The sequence below is a fragment of the Blautia sp. LMAG:36 genome, from assembly GCF_008680535.1.
GTDB classification, from domain to species: Bacteria; Bacillota; Clostridia; order Lachnospirales; family Lachnospiraceae; genus Blautia_A; species Blautia_A fusiformis.
In genome coordinates, this window is sequence record NZ_NALB01000003.1 from 380,594 (window position 1) to 400,631 (window position 20,038).

The 20,038-nt window shown below is 42.1% G+C and carries 24 protein-coding genes; 16 read left to right on the forward strand and 8 right to left on the reverse strand.

Annotated features, from left to right (window positions below; genetic code table 11):
* Positions 1–132 precede the first annotated feature (132 nt).
* The 6 genes from CCC17_RS01990 to CCC17_RS02015 all read right to left on the reverse strand — a co-directional run bounded on the left by CCC17_RS01990 (position 133) and on the right by CCC17_RS02015 (position 6,966).
* A complete protein-coding gene (locus CCC17_RS01990) occupies positions 133–375 on the reverse strand; it encodes a GlsB/YeaQ/YmgE family stress response membrane protein (RefSeq protein WP_287082407.1) in 243 nt (80 codons plus the stop codon).
* 19 nt (positions 376–394) lie between these two features.
* Positions 395–1,846, reverse strand: coding sequence for a hypothetical protein (locus tag CCC17_RS01995; protein ID WP_287082408.1), 1,452 nt, complete (start codon positions 1,844–1,846; stop codon positions 395–397).
* 43 nt (positions 1,847–1,889) lie between these two features.
* The gene (locus tag CCC17_RS02000; protein WP_287082410.1) at positions 1,890–3,053 is read right to left on the reverse strand and encodes a hypothetical protein; all 1,164 of its coding nucleotides are present in this window, start codon (positions 3,051–3,053) and stop codon (positions 1,890–1,892) included.
* A gap of 639 nt (positions 3,054–3,692) precedes the next feature.
* The gene (locus tag CCC17_RS02005; RefSeq protein ID WP_287082411.1) at positions 3,693–5,015 is read right to left on the reverse strand and encodes a sodium-dependent transporter; all 1,323 of its coding nucleotides are present in this window, start codon (positions 5,013–5,015) and stop codon (positions 3,693–3,695) included.
* A 174-nt stretch (positions 5,016–5,189) separates the two neighbouring features.
* Complete coding sequence (locus tag CCC17_RS02010) at positions 5,190–5,915, reverse strand: UTRA domain-containing protein (protein WP_287082412.1); 726 nt, start codon at positions 5,913–5,915, stop codon at positions 5,190–5,192.
* Between the two features lie 319 nt (positions 5,916–6,234).
* Positions 6,235–6,966: a YoaK family protein gene (locus CCC17_RS02015; protein ID WP_114002452.1), complete on the reverse strand. Its 732-nt coding sequence runs from the start codon at positions 6,964–6,966 to the stop codon at positions 6,235–6,237.
* Between the two features lie 221 nt (positions 6,967–7,187).
* On the opposite strand from CCC17_RS02015, the gene rpmJ reads away from it, so the two are divergent.
* From rpmJ to CCC17_RS02080, 13 genes are all read left to right on the forward strand, one after another.
* Entirely contained in the window at positions 7,188–7,301 is a 114-nt protein-coding gene (gene rpmJ / locus CCC17_RS02020) for a 50S ribosomal protein L36 (RefSeq protein WP_003022746.1), read from the forward strand.
* 307 nt (positions 7,302–7,608) lie between these two features.
* Positions 7,609–7,977 carry a 30S ribosomal protein S13 gene (gene rpsM / locus CCC17_RS02025; RefSeq protein ID WP_008707282.1) on the forward strand — a complete coding sequence of 123 codons (369 nt, stop codon included), beginning with the start codon at positions 7,609–7,611 and terminating at the stop codon, positions 7,975–7,977.
* A 55-nt stretch (positions 7,978–8,032) separates the two neighbouring features.
* A complete protein-coding gene (rpsK, locus tag CCC17_RS02030; RefSeq protein WP_015526942.1) occupies positions 8,033–8,425 on the forward strand; it encodes a 30S ribosomal protein S11 in 393 nt (130 codons plus the stop codon).
* 16 nt (positions 8,426–8,441) lie between these two features.
* On the forward strand, positions 8,442–9,035 hold the full coding sequence (gene rpsD, locus CCC17_RS02035; protein ID WP_015526943.1) for a 30S ribosomal protein S4: 594 nt from the start codon (positions 8,442–8,444) through the stop codon (positions 9,033–9,035).
* An 84-nt stretch (positions 9,036–9,119) separates the two neighbouring features.
* Entirely contained in the window at positions 9,120–10,079 is a 960-nt protein-coding gene (locus CCC17_RS02040; RefSeq protein ID WP_059085345.1) for a DNA-directed RNA polymerase subunit alpha, read from the forward strand.
* A 91-nt stretch (positions 10,080–10,170) separates the two neighbouring features.
* Positions 10,171–10,707, forward strand: coding sequence for a bL17 family ribosomal protein (locus CCC17_RS02045; protein WP_287082414.1), 537 nt, complete (start codon positions 10,171–10,173; stop codon positions 10,705–10,707).
* Positions 10,708–10,905: 198 nt separating this feature from the next.
* Positions 10,906–11,070: a hypothetical protein gene (locus CCC17_RS02050; RefSeq protein ID WP_015526945.1), complete on the forward strand. Its 165-nt coding sequence runs from the start codon at positions 10,906–10,908 to the stop codon at positions 11,068–11,070.
* 35 nt (positions 11,071–11,105) lie between these two features.
* Positions 11,106–11,285 (forward strand): LytTR family transcriptional regulator DNA-binding domain-containing protein, encoded by a 180-nt coding sequence (locus CCC17_RS02055; protein ID WP_287082416.1) that lies wholly within the window; start codon positions 11,106–11,108, stop codon positions 11,283–11,285.
* 379 nt (positions 11,286–11,664) lie between these two features.
* Positions 11,665–12,369, forward strand: a complete 705-nt coding sequence (locus tag CCC17_RS02060) for a phosphatidylinositol-specific phospholipase C/glycerophosphodiester phosphodiesterase family protein (RefSeq protein WP_227588377.1) — start codon at positions 11,665–11,667, stop codon at positions 12,367–12,369.
* Positions 12,370–12,399: 30 nt separating this feature from the next.
* On the forward strand, positions 12,400–13,734 hold the full coding sequence (locus CCC17_RS02065; protein WP_015526950.1) for a MurT ligase domain-containing protein: 1,335 nt from the start codon (positions 12,400–12,402) through the stop codon (positions 13,732–13,734).
* Complete coding sequence (locus tag CCC17_RS02070; RefSeq protein WP_173723135.1) at positions 13,731–14,459, forward strand: type 1 glutamine amidotransferase; 729 nt, start codon at positions 13,731–13,733, stop codon at positions 14,457–14,459. Before CCC17_RS02065 ends, CCC17_RS02070 begins: the two co-directional genes overlap by 4 nt.
* A 9-nt stretch (positions 14,460–14,468) precedes the next feature.
* Complete coding sequence (locus tag CCC17_RS02075) at positions 14,469–15,086, forward strand: WYL domain-containing protein (RefSeq protein WP_015526952.1); 618 nt, start codon at positions 14,469–14,471, stop codon at positions 15,084–15,086.
* Between the two features lie 13 nt (positions 15,087–15,099).
* On the forward strand, positions 15,100–16,491 hold the full coding sequence (locus CCC17_RS02080; RefSeq protein WP_173776188.1) for a substrate-binding domain-containing protein: 1,392 nt from the start codon (positions 15,100–15,102) through the stop codon (positions 16,489–16,491).
* Between the two features lie 95 nt (positions 16,492–16,586).
* Here the strand turns inward: CCC17_RS02080 and CCC17_RS02085 are convergent, their stop codons facing one another.
* Positions 16,587–17,159, reverse strand: coding sequence for a xanthine phosphoribosyltransferase (locus tag CCC17_RS02085; RefSeq protein ID WP_015526955.1), 573 nt, complete (start codon positions 17,157–17,159; stop codon positions 16,587–16,589).
* 173 nt (positions 17,160–17,332) lie between these two features.
* Here CCC17_RS02085 and CCC17_RS02090 point away from each other — a divergent pair, with 173 nt between their 5' ends.
* The 3 genes from CCC17_RS02090 (at position 17,333) to CCC17_RS02100 (ending at position 18,874) form a co-directional block, all read left to right on the forward strand.
* Positions 17,333–17,560 (forward strand): hypothetical protein, encoded by a 228-nt coding sequence (locus CCC17_RS02090; protein WP_015526956.1) that lies wholly within the window; start codon positions 17,333–17,335, stop codon positions 17,558–17,560.
* Positions 17,561–17,574: 14 nt separating this feature from the next.
* Complete coding sequence (locus CCC17_RS02095) at positions 17,575–17,943, forward strand: metal-sensing transcriptional repressor (protein WP_015526957.1); 369 nt, start codon at positions 17,575–17,577, stop codon at positions 17,941–17,943.
* Positions 17,944–18,037: 94 nt separating this feature from the next.
* Entirely contained in the window at positions 18,038–18,874 is an 837-nt protein-coding gene (locus CCC17_RS02100; RefSeq protein ID WP_015526958.1) for an Mrp/NBP35 family ATP-binding protein, read from the forward strand.
* A gap of 167 nt (positions 18,875–19,041) precedes the next feature.
* Here CCC17_RS02100 and CCC17_RS02105 read toward each other — a convergent pair whose 3' ends face one another.
* Positions 19,042–19,920, reverse strand: coding sequence for a LysR family transcriptional regulator (locus CCC17_RS02105; RefSeq protein WP_021650784.1), 879 nt, complete (start codon positions 19,918–19,920; stop codon positions 19,042–19,044).
* Positions 19,921–20,038: the final 118 nt, after the last annotated feature.

Genomic DNA, 20,038 nt, shown 5'->3' on the forward strand with positions numbered 1-20,038 from the left:
CTATATAGAAAGAGTCATGTATTGGGAATTTAAATTTCAAAATATGTATCGGGCATGATGAAAAGAGAGCTGTTGAAAAATGGATGATTTCTATTCTCCATTTTTCAACAGCGTCTGTAATAATAAATTGAATCATTTCTTTTTTCTTACAAAAATTGCACTAACTAAGAAGATAAATATACAAGCACCGATAAAGGAAATGATTATTTTAGATAATAAACCAAAACTATAAAAGCCAAATACGTAAAAGAGTCGTTCACCGATGATTGAGCCGACAATTCCTAAAAGTGCATTTTGAAGTAAAGTTGTTTTGAACCCCATAATTGAGCTTGCTAGTATTCCTGCAATAACTCCGGCAATGAGATAAGTAAGCATCTTTCGTATCCTCCTTTAATTATTGTTTTTCATATATTGCATTTTGTATAATAAAAGCTTCGTTTTCAGATAATGTAACATAATCATTTCCGTCTATGTAATTTTCTTTATTGAGTAAAAATGTGGTATTAGTAGTATTATAAATAGCCCAATAATGAGAATTATCTGAAGTGTCAGGTATAATTTTATATTCTCCAACAGCGATATCTTTTCCAACTATATAAATTCCTGTAATATCAGGAGAAAGAGATTCAATATCATCGTATTTAACTAAATAAGAATCTTGAGTTACATCGACAATTCCATCTTTCAAATTAAGAATTTTACAGCAATTCAAAGGATTATAATCAATATCTTTTGTAGCACTTGAATCTTTTTTTGTATTAATACTTGATGTCCATTTCTGTGGACCGTAAGCAACATATGTTCCAGCATCGATATCGATTCCGATTCGGTACATATTTTCGGGATATACAGTATTAAACAGCCCCTTCGAAGAGGTATTAATGTTAAGAGATTTACTTGGACATTTAATAGCTTTTGTGTTTTGCAAAATAATAATTTGATCTTTTTTTACGGTTAGGAAAGCTGTATCTGGGTAGTAGTTGTATTCTATTACATTCGATTCAGCAGTATCAGAGTATACGCTATACAAACCGTCATTGCTTGGATCGAGTCTTGTAAGATAATATTCTCCAATGGGAAGTGTATTACCGCCAATAAAAATACCATAATTTTCAGGTCCTTTTGATTCAATATCAGAATATGGAACTAAGGCTAATCCCATTATTTCAAGAAGTTGTCCTTCTTCGATATTGACAAAGCAAAAATAGTTTGACCATCCACCGCCATTTACTGTATCTGATTTAGTACTGTCACTATACAAAGTGGCAAAGCCAGTTCCAGAACCAGTATTAAATGCACCATATTTTCCCGCTGGTATATCTGTGCCAACTTTATAAGTTCCATCTTTATAAATTTTATTGAAATCTGAACCATCGAAGGATGCTACAGATAAGAAAAAATCATCAGGAATCTCATTGATTATATCAGTAGATGATTTTGTTTGGACTTCTTTTTTTATGGTTGGCATAGTGGGAGTTATAGCAGAAAATTTTGGAGCTTCATCAGAATTACTTTGAGAAGAATTAAAATCTTCAGTAGTATATTTTTGTACACCAGTAACCAGACTGTTAGGTCGTGAAATAGAAGAATGCTGGGTGAAAAAATAGGCTACAGAACAAATAATGATTATTAGACATAAAATTCCTGTAAAAAGTAATCTCTTTTTTTTGTAGTCTGTTTCAATTTGAACACGTTTTGTTTTTTCTTTTTCGATGTAAATTTTGTCCATTTCTTCATAGTCAATCATTAATTTTTGACCACAATATGGGCAATAAATTTTGGTATCATCTAAATCAAAATCTAATTTTCCATTGCAACTAGGACAAGTTATGCTGATTATTTTCATTAGAGTTTCCTTTCATCTAAAGAAGCTTTTTATAGGGCAGTTATTACATGGCAAATATTTCTCGATAAAATAATAATTTTTGTTGAGAAATATATTCTCCAGATTTAGTTTGCACAGTAATTTTACAAGAGATTGTATTGAAATTTAATTTACCAGTTTTTTGAAGATCATCAAGTGAAATATAAAAATTACTGCCATATACATATTCGCTAACTTCAAATTCAGAAGAATTTCCCGTTGGCATTAAAAAATTTACATCATCTACCATAATATCAGAAAAGGTAACCGTAATAACTTGCTTAGTAGTATTTTGCACTTCTAATTCAATGACAATATCAGAGGCACCTGGGGTGTAAGAACAATTTCCGATTTTCACGTATGTTTGGTCGTAGGAATATATAAATGGATGAAGATTTTTTTTAGTAATTTCTATCGTATTCCCAGAAGTAGTGACTTGTTCTATTTCTGGTGTGTCCATATTTTTTACAGAAGTATTTTGTAAATCAAATATTTCTCGATAAAATAGTAGATTTTGCTGAGCAAGATATTCTCCAGATTTGGTTTGCACAGTAATTTTACAAGAGATTGTACTGAAATTTGATGTACCAGTTTTTTGAAGATCATCAAGTGAAATATAAAAATTACTGTTGTATGCATATTCGCTAACTTCAAATTCAGAAGAATTTCCCGGTGTCATTGATAAGTTTACATCGTCTACCACGATATCAGAAAAAGAAACAGTAATAATTTGCTTAGTAGTATTTTGTGCTTCTAATTGAATGATGATATCAGAAGCATCCTGAGTATAAGAACAGTTTCCAATTTTCACATATGTATTATCGTTTGAATATATAAATGGATGAAGATTTTTTTTAGTAATTTCTATTGTGTTTTCAGAAGTATTTTGTAAATCAAATGTTTGAAAATATTTGATGATTTTATTATTGTTAAAATAAAGTAATAAAATAAAAGTTATGAGTAGGACTAATATGATTTTCCCTTTTTTTCTGTGGGAATCTTTACGTGCTTGGAGTCTGCCTTTTTCGAATTCATAACCTATAGAATTTGCATTAACAATTTTCAAATTATGTGTTTGTTCATCTATTCGAAATTGAGAATTACAGTATGGACAATAAAATATTGTCGATTTACTGGAAACTGTTAAAGGTGCTCCACAAGAAGGACACTTTATATTTTCAATCTTCATTTTTTCCTTCCTTTAATTTAAATAATGTATAAAAATAATATTGAGTTTTTCATTTATCTCTTAAATATACTCTTCAAAAGTCTTGAGATTTAGCCATAAAATGAGATGTTTCGAATCGCTTGTTGGATAAGAAATATCGTTATGGTTTATTGAAATAGTTTTTTGATTTTTACACAAAGTACTTGAACTCGTAAATAATATCGTAATAAAATCTCATTATATGTAATCAATTTTTGCTCGTCATATACATTTTTGAAATTTTATCCAGAGAGTGTTTTGAACGGAAAATTTATAATTCTTTCTGTGGAATTCTTTATATTTTATCATATTTATCGTTAATCCTCAACAATTAGTATCTGTTCAAGTCAGTTTCATTTTACCATTAATATTTTGCAAAATATATTAGAACTCCACGAGAATAATTAAAAAAAGACTTTCCATTTTATAGAAAAAATCTCTTGGAAATTATAGCGGCTCTTTCTGCGGCCTGAGTAATTACTCTGTTCCATTTTTATTTAGTTAGCCAAATGTCACCTAATAGTGAATTGGGAAACATAAAGATGTTTAAGATGCAAAAGATTATTACTATATTCCAAGAGATTTATTTTTTATAAACTATCAATCTTTATTAATTGCAGATCATCCGATCCCGCCCAGCACAACACCAAGGATCAGCACCAGAAAGCACACCGGAATATAAAGATATTTACACACCGGATAAAAATATTTCGTGAATGGTTTCTCGCGGCCTTTGTTGACCTGGCTTTCCACATAGCTCCGGCCGAAGATCCAGAAGAACATGATCCCTGCAAGTCCTGCGCCGAGAGGACAGATATAGATGGAAAGCACATCCATCCAGTCAGAAACAATGCCCTGGATCAGCAGAGAAGCTACAACGCCGATCACGGCGATCACCATGCAGGAGGGAATCCTGCCAAGACCTGTTTTTTCCTGGACTGTGGCAATGGGTGCTTCATAAAGGTTCATAAGCGAGGTCATGCCTGCAAGGAATACAGCTACGAAAAAGATGATGGCAATGATCCGTCCGCCAGGCATGGTTTTGATCAGGTGCGGCAGGTAGATGAACAGAAGTCCGGGACCGCCCTGGTCAAGCTTGGCACCTGTGGTAGCCATGGCCGGAATGATAACAAGTGCTGCCAGCATAGCAGCCAGAGTATCAAAAAGTGCTACCCTTGCAGCAGATGCAGGGATATCTTCGCTGTCCGGAAGATAAGATCCGTAGATCAGTGTACCGTTGCCTGCAACAGACAGGGAGAAAAATGCCTGTCCAAGTGCGAAGATCCAGGTGGAAGGCTTTGCCAGAACTTCCGGCTCCACGCGGAAGATATAGCGGTATCCGGCAGCAGCTCCCGGCTGAAAGGCAACATAGATGCCAAGGATCACAAATAGTATAAAGAAGATAGGCATCATCACTTTATTGGCCTTTTCGATGCCGCTTCCAACGCCGTACATCAGGATAAACATGCAGATCACAAGAGCAGCCAGCTGCCAGAGATTATTTCCCCAGGCAGAGGCCATGCCTCCGAATTTGGCGCCAAAGGACTCAATATCTGCCGGTGCCAGGGTAGATCCTGTAAAGGTTCCGAGCATATATCGGAAGATCCATCCCATAACAACCGTATAACCGATAGCCATGGCCAGTGCACCGATCACCGGTATCCAGCCTAGTGTTTCACCCAGCCTTCGTCTGCATTTGGTTTCACAGGCCATGCCGAAGGCGTCAATGGGTCCGGAACGTGTCCCGCGGCCAAAGCTCATCTCACCGATCACCCCGGTAAAGCCGATCAGTGCCACAAAAATAAAATACGGGATCAGGAACGATCCCCCGCCATACAGGGAAACTCTGGTGGGAAACATCCAGATATTTCCCATTCCAACCGCAGACCCGATGCAGGCCAGAATGAACCCCCAGCGGCTGTTAAAAGATTCTCGTTTTTTCATAAAAATAAAATTTCCTCTCTCCGTTGATCGTTTCAGTATAACATAATTTTGGAAAATAGGAAACTGCAGCATCTATACAGATCCAGGTATCTATACAGATCTAGGCGGATATTTGTGAGCCACATTTGTCACCTGCTCATAACCGTATAGCTGCGAAGCAGTTATGAGCCGGGCTCATCGGCGCAGGGCATTAGCATAAAATCGAAAATGATCCGGTCTGTGCCGTGACTGGGTATACTCAAACATTACACCGTCACTGTTATAAGTCTGGCTGGACACCACAGCCACGCAGTTATAATCCTTTACATTCAGATGAAGATATTTTTCATCAATTTCTGTAACCTTTTCCACAGTCATGATACGTTTGCTGTTGACAATGGTCATATGAAGCACCTGTTCCAGATATTCATAGATAGAATGACTGGCAATCTCGGCAGTAAGGCCGGGAACGGATTCCTTCAGAAAATAATTATGGTTGATGATCAGCGGGATATCTTCAAGATAATGGATACGCTGAATATAATATACTTCTGCACCAGCGGGAAATCCTGTGTAAGCTGACTGATTTTTGCTGATACAAAGCTCTGCAAAAAGAGCCACCTCCGTATGGGCATTCTGACCGTTCCTTGCAGCAGATTCTTTGAAGGTTTCGATCTCTCCGATGGTGAAAGCAGTCTTCTCGTTTGGACGGTAGATATTGCGGACACCTTTTCCCTGCATGGTCTGTACATAGCCGTCACTGACAAGAAGACTGACCGCACGTCGCAGGGTATTGCGGGAGCAGCCGTAAGTCTGGATCAGAGTGTTTTCGGAAGGCAGAAGCTCCTGATAGGCAAAGGTGTTGTCCTCTATTTTCGTTTTCAGATCTTTATAGATATCTTCGTAAATACTTTTGGGCATTTCAATTCTCCATTCATGTTCGGTCAAAAATATATAGCAGGATTTATGATTTCTGGAATAATTATAAAAGATTTTCCCGGTAAGTGCAATGTAAATACCGTGGAATGTTTAAACAAGTTACAGAGCATATTGATATGTTATGAGGATAGTATGAGAAATATAGATGAAATCAATTTGTGGCCATTCAAAATCATGATACTGGATTTCAAACACATATAAGCTGTAAGCGTCAGAGGGGCTTACGCGTAAACAAAAAAGGAAATGTGACAGTGTAAAAACAGATCACATTTCCTCTTATTTTATCAAAGCTAAAATAAAGTCAGGCCTCTTTTTTCTTATAGGAAAGATTCCTGAAGCTGCTGCCGTCAGAAGCTGTGCTTCGGGTAACTGCCGGTGTATCGGCTGCGGTATTCCGGTCTGCACTGATCAGCCATACAGCATAGAAGGCAGGAACCAGACAGAGCCATACGCCTGAGAGACCGCAGGTCATATACAGGATCAAAGACAAAGCTGCACCTGTATGAAAAGAAAGCAGCGTCATTCCGTAGAATTTTGCTTTATCGCACTGTGCGCTGTCCTTTTTCATAAGGAACTGAGTGACAGCTGTGGTGAACTGGCGAAGGTTGTTGGTGGAAAAGATCGTGGAGCTGTTATATCCGCCGGGAGCCTTGAAGGTACACCACTGGAAAGGCATTGCAAAGAACACGGGGTAAAGAGCCACAACCGGAGACATTCCGGAAGGAAAGAATCCCAGGAGCAGGATCGCAAAGATATCGATCCCGATACTGATAAAACGAAGATCTGTGGAAAAATACTCTGGGATCCAGACCGTAAGGATAACAGCAGCCATATATATGAGAAGCGCACCCACACGCAGAAGCATATCCGAAAAATTCCTGCCTATGAGATCCCGCACAACACCAATAAGATTGGCTGTCTGGGCATTGCCAAAAAGATCTGCTCTTGACACAATGGCATAAAGCCCCAGGTATCCACCGATAAAAGATAAGGTGTAATGTATCAGAAAACGATATTTCATTTCCGTATGCATATGTAAAGATTCCTTTCATTAAAATAGGCAGATTCCATATGTCTGCCGGACTTTGCCACCCATTATAATACAGCCTGCAAAAAAAATCAAAAATTTTTTAAATTTTTTCTTGCATTTCAGGAAAACAGGTGTTAGTATATATTTCAAGCGCGCAAATACTGTGTATGAGTGCGCCTGTGAAACTGCAGATATGAGACTAATTTACGGAAGGAGGATTTCCAGTGAAAGTAAGATCATCTGTAAAGCCGATCTGCGAGAAGTGCAAGGTCATTAAGAGAAAGGGATCCATCAGAATCATCTGTGAGAACCCGAAGCACAAACAGCGTCAGGGTTGATTTCCATATCGGAACTTCTTTGGAATGTTTGTGAAACGTGCGGCTGCAGTATGAAACACCCGGTAGGGTTGTTCTACTGAACAGATAATAAGCATGTATTGCCTAATACCGAGAGGCAACAGCGGTTAAGATCCGCAATTTCGGAAAGGCTGTGATTTGCCAATTACAGCTGGGTGTTTTACCGAGGCACCCCAATTAGGAAACTAGAAAAGAAAGCGGCAGGTCGATATGTCCCATTTCACCTTGCGAGAGCAAGTGACATACGATATGCGGAACTTTCAGAAACAGAAAATGGAGGAAACAGTACATGGCTCGTATAGCTGGTGTAGACTTACCAAGAGAGAAACGTATTGAAATCGGTCTTACCTACATTTATGGAATTGGTAGACCAAGCGCAGATAAAATTCTTGCTAAAGCAGAGGTTAATCCTGACACACGTGTCAGAGATCTGACTGATGACGAGGTTAAGAGACTGAGTGCTGTTATTGATGAGACAATGACAGTAGAAGGTGATCTGAGAAGGGAAATCGCCCTTAACATCAAGAGACTGCAGGAGATTGGATGCTACAGAGGTATCCGTCATCGTAAAGGACTCCCGGTTCGTGGTCAGAAGACTAAGACAAATGCGAGAACTCGCAAGGGACCGAAGAGAACTGTTGCAAACAAGAAGAAATAATTTATAGATATAACTAATTAATTTCAATAAAAGGAAAGTGTAGGTTAGTTTTAAAATGGCAAAAGTTACAAAGAAAACGACAAAACGTCGTGTCAAGAAAAACGTTGAACACGGACAGGCACACATTCAGTCTTCCTTCAACAATACAATCGTCACACTGACAGATAACGAAGGAAACGCTCTTTCATGGGCAAGTGCCGGTGGTCTTGGATTTAAAGGTTCAAGGAAATCTACCCCTTATGCAGCACAGATGGCAGCAGAGACTGCAACAAAGGCTGCTTTAATTCATGGATTAAAAACAGTAGACGTTATGGTAAAAGGCCCGGGCTCAGGCCGTGAAGCTGCAATCCGTGCGCTTCAGGCATGCGGACTTGAAGTAACCAGCATTCGTGACGTAACTCCGGTTCCTCACAACGGATGCCGTCCACCAAAACGCAGAAGAGTCTAATTAGGAGGTAGTTGAAATGGCAGTAAATAGAGTACCTGTTCTGAAAAGATGCAGATCCCTTGGCCTGGATCCGATTTACTTAGGAATTGATAAGAAGTCCACAAGACAGTTAAAACGTGCAAACCGCAAGGTGTCTGAGTATGGTCTTCAGTTAAAAGAGAAACAGAAAGCAAAATTTATCTACGGAGTTCTTGAGAAACCTTTCCGTAACTACTACAAGAAAGCCGACAGAATGCAGGGCCAGACAGGTGAGAACCTTATGGTTATGCTTGAGAGCAGACTTGACAACATCGTTTTCCGTATGGGATTTGCCAGAACAAGAAGAGAGGCTCGTCAGATCGTAGATCACAAGCACGTACTTGTTAACGGAAAATGTGTAAACATTCCGTCCTACCTGTGCAAAGCAGGAGACACAATTGAGATCAGAGAGAAGAGCAAAGGCTCTGAGAGATATAAAGGAATCCTTGAGATCACTGGCGGAAGACTTGTTCCGGAGTGGATCGACGTTGATCAGGAGAACCTGAAGGGTGTAGTTAAAGAGCTTCCTACAAGAGAGCAGATCGATGTTCCTGTAAACGAGATGCTTATCGTCGAGCTGTATTCTAAATAATTAGTAACTGTTTACTGTGTCTACAGTTATAAAAATTGGTAATACCCTCGAATGTTGATTAACCCAGAAGGAGGGAACCTTATAGTGTTTGATTTCAATAAACCAAAAATCGAAATTACCGAAATATCCGAAGATAAGAAGTTTGGAAGATTCGTTGTAGAGCCTCTGGAAAGAGGTTATGGTACTACCCTTGGCAATTCTTTAAGAAGAATTATGCTGTCCTCCCTTCCGGGAGCTGCAGTAAGCCAGGTGAAGATCGATGGTGTACTTCATGAATTCAGCTCCATTCCGGGCGTGAAGGAAGATGTGACCGAAATCATCATGAATCTGAAATCTCTTGCCATTAAGAATCACAGCAGTGATAATGAGCCGAAGACCGCATACATTGAGTGTGAGGGCAAAGGTGTTGTTACAGCAGCTGATATCCAGGCAGATCAGGATATTGAGATCATGAACCCGGATCAGGTGATCGCAACCCTGAACGGTGGAAAAGACTGCAGACTGGCCATGGAGCTTACCATTACCAAGGGACGTGGCTATATCAGTGCAGACAAAGGCAAAACCGATGACATGCCGATCGGTATGATCGCAGTGGATGCGATCTACACACCGGTAGACAGAGTCAACATGATCGTAGAGAATACACGAGTTGGTCAGGTAACTGACTTCGACAAGCTTACACTGGATGTATATACCAATGGAACACTTGATCCGGATGAGGCAGTCAGCCTTGCAGCGAAGGTTCTCAGCGAGCATTTAAACCTGTTCATTGATCTTTCCGAGAATGCTAAGACCGCAGAGGTTATGATCGAGAAAGAAGACAATGAGAAGGAAAAGGTCCTGGAGATGAGCATTGATGAGCTTGAGCTCTCTGTTCGTTCCTACAACTGCCTTAAGAGAGCCGGTATCAATACGGTTGAAGAATTATGCAACAAGACTTCTGACGATATGATGAAGGTTCGTAATCTGGGCCGCAAATCCTTAGAGGAAGTACTTGCAAAACTCAAAGAGCTGGGACTTCAGCTCCAGCCTACAGAGGAATAATCCGGAAACAGAGTAATGAGTGGGGTGTCAGCAGCAGGGCAGTAAGACCGAACAAGCATGTCCTGGTGTCCCACAGATGGAGGATAATAAAATGGCAAAATATAGAAAATTAAGCAGAACATCTAACCAGAGAAAAGCACTTCTCAGAAATCAGGTTACAAACCTTCTTCATCACGGAAAGATCGTGACAACAGAAGCTAAGACTAAAGAGATCCGTAAGATCGCTGAGGGACTTATCGCTATGGCTGTACGTGAGAAAGACAATTTCGAGACAGTTACAGTAACAGCTAAGGTTGCTCGTAAAGATGCTGACGGAAAACGTGTAAAAGAAGTCGTAGACGGCAAAAAGAAAACAGTTTACGATGAAGTTCAGAAAGAGATCAAGAAAGATGCTCCTTCCAGACTTCATGCACGTCGTGAGATGATGAAAGTTTTCTATCCTGTAACAGAGGTTCCTGCTAAGGGCGCTGGCAGAAAGAAAAATACAAAAGAAGTTGACATGGTTGACAAGATGTTCAGCGAGATCGCTCCGAAATACGCAGATCGTAACGGCGGTTACACAAGAATCGTTAAGATCGGACAGCGTAAAGGCGATGCAGCAATGGAAGTTCTTATCGAGCTTGTATAATTTACTTCTGACCGATTTAAAGGACATTTGCAGAAATGCAGATGTCCTTTTTTAATATTCCAAAAAACTCGAAAAAATGCATAAATGGTGGGTTTTCGACCATAAATTACATTAAGATATCATAATTTGAATAATAAATCATGGTATAATATATAGAACAAAAAGTAACAATGATGGAGTAAAAGGGGATACATAAATATGACGATGATGACCATTGCCATTTGTGATGATATGCAGGCGGATGCGAGAAGACTTCACAAACAGCTTGAGCGGATCGTTCCAGGGTCAGAAATTCGGATATTTAAAAGCGGCGAGCTTTTATTGGAAGAATTGGAAAAGAAAAGGAAACCTGAGGTAAGCTGAATGACTTCGAAAAACAGCTTGACGACGGTACATTTTTGCGGTGTCATCAGAGCTTTATAGTAAATATGGAACGGGTCACAGGAGCTGAAAATGTCAGCTTCCATATCGGAGAGCATGTAATACCGATCTCCCGATCCTATAATCGGAATGCACACGAGAAATATGATGAATATCTGAGGCTTCAGCAGGAATATGATGAGGAAGAAGAGGATTAACTTGATTATTATCCTTTTTTAGCGTACAATCGGTAATGTATGAAATACGACTACACGTATGCGAAAGGATGATAAACATGGTCGGTGGGACTTTTGGTATTACCGGACAGAAACAATATAGAAATGATTTGGGACAGGTTCCCGGATATGATAAATTTGCAGAAGATAAAAAGGAAAGCAGCGAGGAAATGTTTTCCTTTACGTCTTGTGCATTTTTTTGTTGCCTGAGATGATGCGACGTTTTATACTGACATTGGAAATACTGTTTGTATCACTTTTTCTTCTGGGAGGAAGTTTTCCGGAAACAGAAACTGCCCGGAATACATCAGGAGGATTTAGCTGGAAGGACTACAGGACCATTGCACATGCTCTGGGAGGTATGGACGGAAAGGATTACCTGAATTCCAGAGAGGGATTTCTGTTCATGTATGAACAGGGAGTTCGTCTTTTTGAATTGGATCTTTCCAGGACATCTGATGGAGTATGGGTCTGCAGGCATAACTGGAACGATTCCATGGGACAGTGGGATGGCAACGGAAAAAAAGTCCTTACAGAAAAGGAATTCAGACAAAGTAAAATATATGGGAAATACACCCCCATGACACTGGAGGATTTTTTCCTTCTTCTGAAAGATTATCCGGATGCATATGTGCTGATCGATTCCAAACAGTATTCTCTTCGCAATTATCAGAGAACACTGGAGGATTACAGTGATTATGTGGAAATCGCCAGGAATGCAGGTGCCGGTGAGACGCTGGATCGGATCATTCCGGAAATCTACAATGAAGCAATGTTTCCCGGAACGGCCATGCTCTATTCTTTTCCTTCCTATGTATATTCACTGTGGCAGGAGTATTCTGTGGAAGAGCTGGAGTATATTGCATCCTTCTGTAAAGAAAAGGGAATTCCGGCAGCAACAGTATACTGGGAGTATTGGTCAGAAGAAACGGAGAAGATCTTTGAAAAAAACGGGATCAGTCTGTATGTTTATACGGTTAATGACCGTGACCAGGCCAGAAGATACATTTCGCAGGGAGCAGAAGGAATCTGTACCGATTTCCTGACAGCGGAAGATCTGTGGTAAGAGAAATAAAAACAAAGGAATCAGAAGATTATGAAAATAAGAACAACCATTGCTGTGATGGCAGCAAAGATCACAGGACATGTCTGTAAGCTTATGGGCCGGCAGGGTGTGACCTGGGCCGGTAAGGTCGCGATGAAGATCTGTCCGGATATCCTGGAAGAGCTTTCTTCTCAGGTAAGAGAAAAAATATTTGTAGTATGCGGAACCAACGGAAAGACCACAACCAATAACATGCTGTGCGCAGGCCTTGAGGCAGAGGGAAAAAAGGTCATCTGCAATCATACCGGTTCCAACATGCTCAACGGAGTTGTGGCAGCCTTTGTATTGGGGGCAAAATTCAGCGGAAAACTGGATGCGGATTATGCCTGTATCGAGGTGGATGAGGCATCCACAAGACATGTGTTCACAAGGATCAGACCGGATTATATGGTTATGACCAATCTGTTCCGTGATCAGCTGGACCGTTATGGCGAGATCGATATCACTATGAACATCCTGGAAGAAATGATGAAAAAGGTTCCGGATATGAAGGTCATTGTCAATGGTGATGATGCACTGTCTGCATATCTTGCCATGGACTGCGGAAATCCTTTTGTAACCTACGGGATCAGCAAACCGGTGATCGAGAACAAAACAAACGAGATCCGTGAGGGCCGGTTCTGTAAGTGCTGTGGAGAAAGGCTGATCTACAGCTTCTATCATTACAGTCAGCTGGGAGACTACAGATGTCCGAAATGCGGCTTTAAACGTCCGGAGATCGACTTTGATGCCACAGATGTGAAGGTGGATGATCAGATTGCCTTTACAGTGGAGGATAAACGGATCGTGGCCAATTATAAGGGATTCTATAATGTGTATAATATTCTGGCTGCCTATGCGGGAATTCGTACCGCAGGCTTTAAGGCGGAGCATTTTAATGAGATGCTCCGGAAGTTTAATCCGGAGAACGGACGCAATGAACAGTTTCGGATCAAGGGCACCAGTGTTGTTCTGAATCTTGCCAAGAATCCGGCCGGTTTTAACCAGAACATTTCAGCTGTGATGCAGGACGGATCACCAAAGGATATCATCATTGTGATCAATGATAATGCACAGGATGGAAAAGATATCTCCTGGCTCTGGGATGTGGATTTTGATCTTTTCGGAGGTGACAATATCAATTCCATCACAGTCAGTGGTATCCGGTGTCAGGATATGCGCCTCCGTCTGAAATATGTGGATATCCCGTCCATGCTGGAAAATGATGTGGAGACAGCCATCCGCAAACGAATCGGGGATGGATGCGGCAATCTTTATGTACTTGTAAATTATACGGCGCTGTTTGGCACCAGAAATATCCTGAAGAAACTGGAGGGTGAGAAATGAAGATAACGATAGGGCATTTATATCCGGATCTTCTGAACCTTTACGGTGACAGAGGAAATATCCAGTGTCTGATGAAGCGCTGTCTCTGGAGAGGAATCGAGGCAGAAACCATAGCTTATGAACTGGATGACAGAATCGATTTTTCCAAACTGGATATCGTACTTCTTGGCGGTGGCTCCGACAGAGAACAGATGCTGGTATGTGAAAAGCTGAAGGAAATCCAGAAGGATTTCAAGGCGTATGTGGAAGACAATGGAGTTGTGATCGCAATCTGTGGAGGGTATCAGCTCCTTGGAAATTATTATAAGACGGATCAGGGAATGATCGAGGGTCTGAAGCTTGTAGATATGAGCACTGAGCAGGGAAAAGGCCGCCTTATTGGAAACATTGTGATGCAGAGCGATCTTTTTGATATGCCCATCGTAGGTTTTGAAAATCATGGAGGGCGTACCACCATCGGAAACAACAGATCCCTGGGAAAGGTTCTGGCAGGATACGGAAATGACGGACAATCCGGTGAGGAAGGGGTTGTATACAAAAATGTGATCGGTACGTATCTTCACGGACCGCTTCTTCCCAAGAACCCGCAGCTTGCAGATCTTCTGATCAGCCGTGCACTGGAAAAGAAATACGGTAAAAAGATCGAACTTGAGAAACTGGACGACAGCGAGGAACAGGAGGCAAACTCCTATATTTTCCATCGCTTTGTAAAAAACGAAGGATAAGAGGACAGTATGGCAAAATCAAACAATCAGAAGGCGAAGATCCTGTACCTTGAAAAAATGCTGCGGGAAACAGGGGAGCATCGGGTAATATCTATGCAGAAGATCCTTGAGAATCTTGAGAAACAGGGAATCCGTGCAGAGCGAAAGAGCATTTATGATGATGTGGAGGTATTACGTTCTTTTGGAATGGATATCCGTTATACAAGAGAACGGCCGGGTGGGTATTATCTTGCCGGTGAGAGTGCCGGAGAGGAACAGCCGTCTGAAGAACCCGGGCTGACTGCGGAAGCTAAGGAGATTCATGAAACTAAAGATATTCATGAGACCTCTGTGACAGGGTACCGGAAGCTTCTTGAGGCTTCAGCCGGAACCATAAAAAAAGAAATAAAACTTCTCTGTACCGGAGCTGTACAGGCGGAGGTGCGTGACTTTTTCGGTACAGATGCAGAATATAAGATGAAAGATAGCGGAGATCTGACGGTAACTGCAGAGCTTCCGGAAAATGGAAAATTCTACGGCTGGCTGACCGGGATGGGCGGCAGTGTACGTATCCTGAAACCCAAGAAATCTGCAGCCGCCTACAGAGACTATCTGAAATCACTGGCAAAGGACTATAAAGGCTTATAGGAGAGATTTGATCATGAAGAAAAAAACAGCAATCCTGCTTGTGGGAGCTTTTGTCTTTACAGCAGCCTTTTCCGGCTGTGGAAAAAACAAAGAGGCGACAGAGGCAGCCAATGAAAGTGTGGAGTCTGAAGACCCGGAGGGAAAAGCCAAAAACAGCAATGATGCAGAGGAAGAAGAAAAAAAAGAAGCAAAAGAAACTGCGGCAGCAGATAAGAAAGTAGGTGTGTTTCTGCCTTCATCAGCAGATGATCCCCGTTGGTCTGCTGATGGAGAAACTCTTCAGAATACACTGGAAGATGATGGATATGATGCAGAGATATTTTGGGCAGATGAAGACAGTGATACGCAGGTATCACAGATCCAGTCCATTCTGGACGATGAAGAGCTTTCTGCACTTGTCATCGCACCTTCAGATGCTTACAGCCTGAACGATGTGCTGGAGCAGGTGTATGAGAAATCTATCCCTGTGATTTCTTACGATCAGCTGATCATGGATACAGATAAGGTCAACTATTATGTTACCTTTAATACAAGAAAAGCCGGAAAAATGGTGGGAGATTCCATCATAAAAAAAATGGATCTGGAGAAAGCCCGGGAAGAAAAGAAAACTCTGACCATTGAGTTCCTTATGGGCTCTCCGGATGATCGTGACGCACTGTTTTTTTATAATGGCGTGATGGAGAAGCTTCAGGAATATTTCGACGACGGAACACTGGTATGTACTTCAGGAAAGCTGACCTTTGATGATACTGCAGTGATGCGTTCCGGAAGAAATACCGCAAAGAATGATATGGCGGAGATCCTTTCTCAGAATTATACAGAGGGTGCGCCGGATATTATCTGCACAGGTGCCGACGACCTTGCACTTGGGGCTGTGGATGCCCTGGAGGATGCAGGACATGTGTCTGGAGAGGATGGTTGGCCTATGATCACAGGAGGCGGCTGTGAGGCAGAAGCAGTGACCGCTGCGATCCAGGGAAAGATTGAGGATGATCTGCTGTTTGATAACCGTGTACTGGCACATGACTGTGTGACGATGGTGGATGCTCTTCTGAAAGGGGAGAAGCCGGAGATCTCCGATTATGAGCAGTATGACAACGGGACCAAGATCGTGGGAACTGTGACCAGTGATATCCAGCTGATCGATGCAGATAATTATCAGATGCTTGTGGATGACGGATATTATGAAGAAAAAGAGATCATGCCGGAGGCAACTGCCACACCAACGCCGACAGTGACATCGGAAGCTACGGTGACGGAAGAACCGGATATAGATGAAAATACACCGGAAGCTGCATCGGCTTCATCGGAAAAGGAAGAAACGGAAATTTCCGGAACACCGACACCGGAGGAAACAGTAACTCCGACACCTTCAGAAAAGTCGGAAAAGGGTGCAGATGCGTAGATCAGAAATGATATCATGATCTGGCTGTGATAAAAATAAAAATACTCCCGGAAACAATGTATATAAGTTTCCAGGAGTATTTTTTATGATAAATCTTATTCACGGAAAGTAAGTTTGCCATCAGCAATGGAATCAATGATAGCAAGGGATTCCAGATGGATACCCATGTCACGGATGGTCTGTCCGCCGGACTGGAAGCCTTTTTCGATAACGATTCCGGCTCCTTCAAGAGTTGCGCCGGATTTCTTAACGATGTCGATCAGACCGAGAAGTGCACAGCCATTGGCAAGAAAATCATCGATCAGGAGTACGTGATCTTCCGGTCCGAGAAATTTCTTGGAAAGGATCACATCGTAAACTTTCTTGTGGGTGAAAGACTCTACCTTGGTGGTGTACATCTCGCCGTCAAGGTTCACACTCTGTGCTTTCTTGGCAAATACAACCGGTACATGGAAATACTGTGCCGCAATGCAGGCAATACCGATACCGGAAGCCTCGATGGTAAGGATCTTGGTGATTGGACAGTGGTCAAAACGTTTCTTGAATTCTTTGCCGACCTCGTTGATCAGGTCAATATCCATCTGATGATTCAGGAAGCTGTCCACTTTTAAAATATTTCCTTCTTTTACTACGCCGTCTGTCAGAATTCTGTCTTTTAAAAGCTGCATGAAATTTATCTCCTTTGATTTATCACATTAATATATGTTTACTGCCCACGGACAGAGCAGTAATATTTTTAATATGTATCATACGACAATATTTGCGTGAGTGCAATTATTTTTGACAAAAAAACATAAAATTATTATAATGGATAGGATGACTAAGAAAGGAACAGGCACAGATGAAAGAGTACGAAGTAATCTGGGAAATTTTTAACAAATGTCCGAGAAATCAGATGCGTGATGTATTTGTGGAAGAAGTGGAGATTGCAGATCCGGAAGCGTATGTGAAACAGAAATTTCAGGGGAAGGATGTCTCCTACGAGAAGACAGTACTGGAAGACGGAACCATCATTTTTGACATTCAGACATCTATGATCCGGCAGCGCTGTTCTTTCACGGAGATCTGAAGGAGGAAATACACATGAAAGAAACACATGTGCACGTTCTCGAGGATGGAACCGTTCTTGAACATACCCACGGGGAACAGGAACATGTGCATACTCACGATGGCACACATCCTCATCATCACAGCCACGCACAGACCAAGGCCGTACTCAACAGACTTTCCAGGGCCATCGGGCATATGGAATCCATTAAGCGTATGGTGGAGGAAGGACGTGACTGCAGCGAAGTGCTGATCCAGCTGTCAGCCGTAAAATCTGCGATCAATAATACAGGCAAGATCATACTGCAGGATCATATAGAACACTGCATCGTGGATGCAGTGGAGCATGGAGACAGGGATGCGATCAAGGAACTGGAAAAAGCGATCGACAGATTTATGAAGTAAGGTAAGGAGTTCATGAGAGATCGTGAATGAGAAAAATACACGGACAGAGAGCCAGTTCTGTCTGTGTAAATACAAAGAATGAGAGGAATCTATTATGGCAAAAGAGTGTAGCAATACATCCTGCAACAAATCAAGCTGTGAAGGCTGCGGACAGAAACAGCCCCAGAGCCTCATGGCAGAACCAAACGTTTTTTCTGACGTAAAACATGTGATCGGAGTTGTCAGCGGAAAGGGAGGCGTGGGTAAATCCTTCGTAACAGGCTCCCTGGCAAACCTGATGGCTTCCAAGGGATATAAAGTGGGCATTATGGATGCTGATATCACCGGTCCGTCCATCCCGAAGATGTATGGCATCAAGGGCAATGCACAGGGCAGTGACAATGGGATCTATCCGATGCCAACTGCAAACGGAATCGAGGTTATGTCTGTAAACCTTCTTCTCCCGGATGAGGAGACACCGGTGATCTGGAGAGGTCCGGTCCTTGCAAATATGGTAAAACAGTTCTGGAGTGATGTGATCTGGGGTGAATTGGATTATCTCTTTGTAGATATGCCGCCAGGAACCGGAGATGTTCCGCTGACAGTATTCCAGTCCCTGCCGATCGAGGGTGTCGTGATCGTTACTTCTCCGCAGGATCTGGTCCGCATGATCGTCAAGAAGGCCTATAACATGGCTGATATGATGAAGGTTCCGGTCCTTGGAATCGTGGAGAACTATAGCTATGTGAAATGTCCGGACTGCGGAAAAGAGATCAAGGTCTTTGGCGAGAGTCATATCGATGAGATCGCTGCAGAACTGAAGGTTCCGGTCCTGGGCAAGATGCCGATTGACGTGAAGCTTGCAGAGCTTGCAGACAGCGGCCTGTTCAGTAAGATCGAGAATGAGTATATCACTGCGGCAGCAGACGTGATGCCGAAGGCTGAAGCGTAAGTAATAAGAATAATATCTGACCGATATCAATAACAGAAAAGACCACCGGAATTGAGTACATAAGGATCGTAATAACCTTATGGCAGATTCCGGTGGCTTTTTTACTGAATCAGGGAAGTATCCTGCTTCGATCGCGAAAAGCAGTAAGCGGCAGGAACTTGATCGTATCAGATCTGGGAAAAATATTTAAGAAAGCACTGGGCAGCCTGGGAAAGCTGCAGTGCTTCATGATGAGCGATCACGGCACTTCTTGCGGGCAGAGGTGTTTTCAGATGGACAGGTTCCAGACCCGGACGGTTGCGGAGCATATAATCCGGGATACAGGCAATACCAAGTCCGATCTCTGCAAGATCGATCAGCAGATCGTTGCTGTTCAGTTCAACCTCAGGCAACAGCTTCAGTCCCTGGGCTGCAAACACCTGATGAAGATATTCGCTGGTGGTACTCTTTGGAGCGAGCATCAGGATGGGATAATCCAGAAGATTTTCCATGGAAAGAGGCGATTTGCCCATGGTGAAATAGTCCGGATTTGCCACGAAGATATCCCGGAATTCCAGCACAGTCTGAAGCTTGGTGTGGGCTGAAAGCCGGGAATTCGGGTAGTTGGTGACGATCAGCTCAGCCTGGCCGTTTTCCAGAAGCTCCGCACATCCGATGGAGGTACTGTTGATGATCTTGATCCGTACCTCCGGATGATCCTTGTGGAAACGGCGGAGATAGGGGATGAGAAAATAGCGGCACAGAGTATCGCTGGCACCGATCCGCAGCTGACCGGTAAGATTTCCTTCTCCGGAAAGGACAGCCTCTCCTTCGTTTAGCATGGAAAGTGCCGGCTTTACATGCTGGAGGAGAAGTTCTCCCTCCGGAGTCAGGATGACCCGTTTGGTACTGCGCACAAACAGAGTATGGCCCAGCTTTTTTTCAAGGTTTTTGACGGCCTGGCTTACTGCAGACTGTGAGATAAAAAGCTGTCTGGAAGCCTCCGAAAAGCTCAGCGTCGTGGCCACGTAATAAAACACTTTGTAAAGTTCAAGATTGATATCCATATGTGAAAAATCCTCCGCTTATAAATGATATAAGATATATTAATTTTACTAATGATATTTCCTATGATACTATATTTTCAGCAGAAAAGAAAGACTGAAATGCTTTCTGCACGTTTAC

Bases quoted from the DNA above. Each gene is read 5' to 3' on its own strand.
- CCC17_RS02075 (WP_015526952.1), top strand. From the start codon at position 14,469: ATGGCAAAATCAAACAATCAGAAGGCGAAGATCCTGTACCTTGAAAAA.
- CCC17_RS02095 (WP_015526957.1), top strand. From the start codon at position 17,575: ATGAAAGAAACACATGTGCACGTTCTCGAGGATGGAACCGTTCTTGAA.
- CCC17_RS02005 (WP_287082411.1), bottom strand. From the start codon at position 5,015: ATGAAAAAACGAGAATCTTTTAACAGCCGCTGGGGGTTCATTCTGGCC.
- CCC17_RS01990 (WP_287082407.1), bottom strand. From the start codon at position 375: ATGCTTACTTATCTCATTGCCGGAGTTATTGCAGGAATACTAGCAAGC.
- CCC17_RS02080 (WP_173776188.1), top strand. From the start codon at position 15,100: ATGAAGAAAAAAACAGCAATCCTGCTTGTGGGAGCTTTTGTCTTTACA.
- rpsD (WP_015526943.1), top strand. From the start codon at position 8,442: ATGGCAGTAAATAGAGTACCTGTTCTGAAAAGATGCAGATCCCTTGGC.
- CCC17_RS02000 (WP_287082410.1), bottom strand. From the start codon at position 3,053: ATGAAGATTGAAAATATAAAGTGTCCTTCTTGTGGAGCACCTTTAACA.
- CCC17_RS02050 (WP_015526945.1), top strand. From the start codon at position 10,906: ATGACGATGATGACCATTGCCATTTGTGATGATATGCAGGCGGATGCG.
- CCC17_RS02015 (WP_114002452.1), bottom strand. From the start codon at position 6,966: ATGCATACGGAAATGAAATATCGTTTTCTGATACATTACACCTTATCT.
- CCC17_RS01995 (WP_287082408.1), bottom strand. From the start codon at position 1,846: ATGAAAATAATCAGCATAACTTGTCCTAGTTGCAATGGAAAATTAGAT.
- CCC17_RS02085 (WP_015526955.1), bottom strand. From the start codon at position 17,159: ATGCAGCTTTTAAAAGACAGAATTCTGACAGACGGCGTAGTAAAAGAA.
- CCC17_RS02105 (WP_021650784.1), bottom strand. From the start codon at position 19,920: ATGGATATCAATCTTGAACTTTACAAAGTGTTTTATTACGTGGCCACG.
- CCC17_RS02065 (WP_015526950.1), top strand. From the start codon at position 12,400: ATGAAAATAAGAACAACCATTGCTGTGATGGCAGCAAAGATCACAGGA.
- rpsK (WP_015526942.1), top strand. From the start codon at position 8,033: ATGGCAAAAGTTACAAAGAAAACGACAAAACGTCGTGTCAAGAAAAAC.
- CCC17_RS02010 (WP_287082412.1), bottom strand. From the start codon at position 5,915: ATGCCCAAAAGTATTTACGAAGATATCTATAAAGATCTGAAAACGAAA.
- CCC17_RS02100 (WP_015526958.1), top strand. From the start codon at position 18,038: ATGGCAAAAGAGTGTAGCAATACATCCTGCAACAAATCAAGCTGTGAA.
- CCC17_RS02090 (WP_015526956.1), top strand. From the start codon at position 17,333: ATGAAAGAGTACGAAGTAATCTGGGAAATTTTTAACAAATGTCCGAGA.
- CCC17_RS02060 (WP_227588377.1), top strand. From the start codon at position 11,665: ATGGACGGAAAGGATTACCTGAATTCCAGAGAGGGATTTCTGTTCATG.
- CCC17_RS02045 (WP_287082414.1), top strand. From the start codon at position 10,171: ATGGCAAAATATAGAAAATTAAGCAGAACATCTAACCAGAGAAAAGCA.
- rpsM (WP_008707282.1), top strand. From the start codon at position 7,609: ATGGCTCGTATAGCTGGTGTAGACTTACCAAGAGAGAAACGTATTGAA.
- CCC17_RS02070 (WP_173723135.1), top strand. From the start codon at position 13,731: ATGAAGATAACGATAGGGCATTTATATCCGGATCTTCTGAACCTTTAC.